We start from the raw sequence: 643 nt of genomic DNA, 5'->3' as shown, positions 1-643 counted from the left end.
CCCCCGCCATACCAAGGCCGATCTGCCCACCGCAGTCTCTGGCGACGGCTGTTATCTGATCGACGCCAGCGGTAAGCACTACTTCGACGGCTCCGGCGGCGCCGCGGTTTCCTGCCTGGGCCACTCGGATGCCGAAGTCATCAAGGCCGTGCAGGACCAGGCCGGCAAGCTGGCCTTTGCCCACACCGGTTTCCTCACCTCGGAACCGGCCGAAGAACTGGCAGACCTGTTGGTGGCCAATGCGCCGGGCGATATCGACCGGGTCTATTTTGTCTCTGGCGGCTCCGAAGCCACCGAGGCGGCCATCAAGCTTGCCCGCCAGTACCACCTGGAACGCGGCGAACCGCAGCGCCGCCACATCATCGCCCGCAAGCAAAGCTACCACGGCAACACCCTTGGCGCTTTGGCGGCAGGGGGCAACGAATGGCGCCGCACCCAGTTTGCGCCGCTCCTGATCGAAATCTCCCACATCTCGCCCTGCTACGAATACGTGGGCAAGGCTGAGGGTGAGAGCAGCTATGACTACGGCCAGCGCGTGGCAAATGAGCTGGAGGAGGAAATTCTCCGCCTCGGCCCCGAGACCGTAATGGCCTTTATGGCGGAGCCGGTTGTGGGGGCCACCTCCGGCGCGGTGCCGGCGGTT

At 65.2% G+C, this 643-nt stretch carries 1 protein-coding gene; it reads left to right on the top strand.

The features are described 5' to 3' along the window. The coding region (locus RA20_RS24430; protein ID WP_039135582.1) for an aminotransferase class III-fold pyridoxal phosphate-dependent enzyme at nt 1-643 on the top strand (643 nt) is incomplete at both ends.

This window comes from Leisingera sp. ANG-Vp (assembly GCF_000813725.1).
Classification (GTDB): domain Bacteria; phylum Pseudomonadota; class Alphaproteobacteria; order Rhodobacterales; family Rhodobacteraceae; genus Leisingera.
Note: the sequence above shows the minus strand (reverse complement) of the source record. Positions and strands in the feature narration are given on the sequence as shown.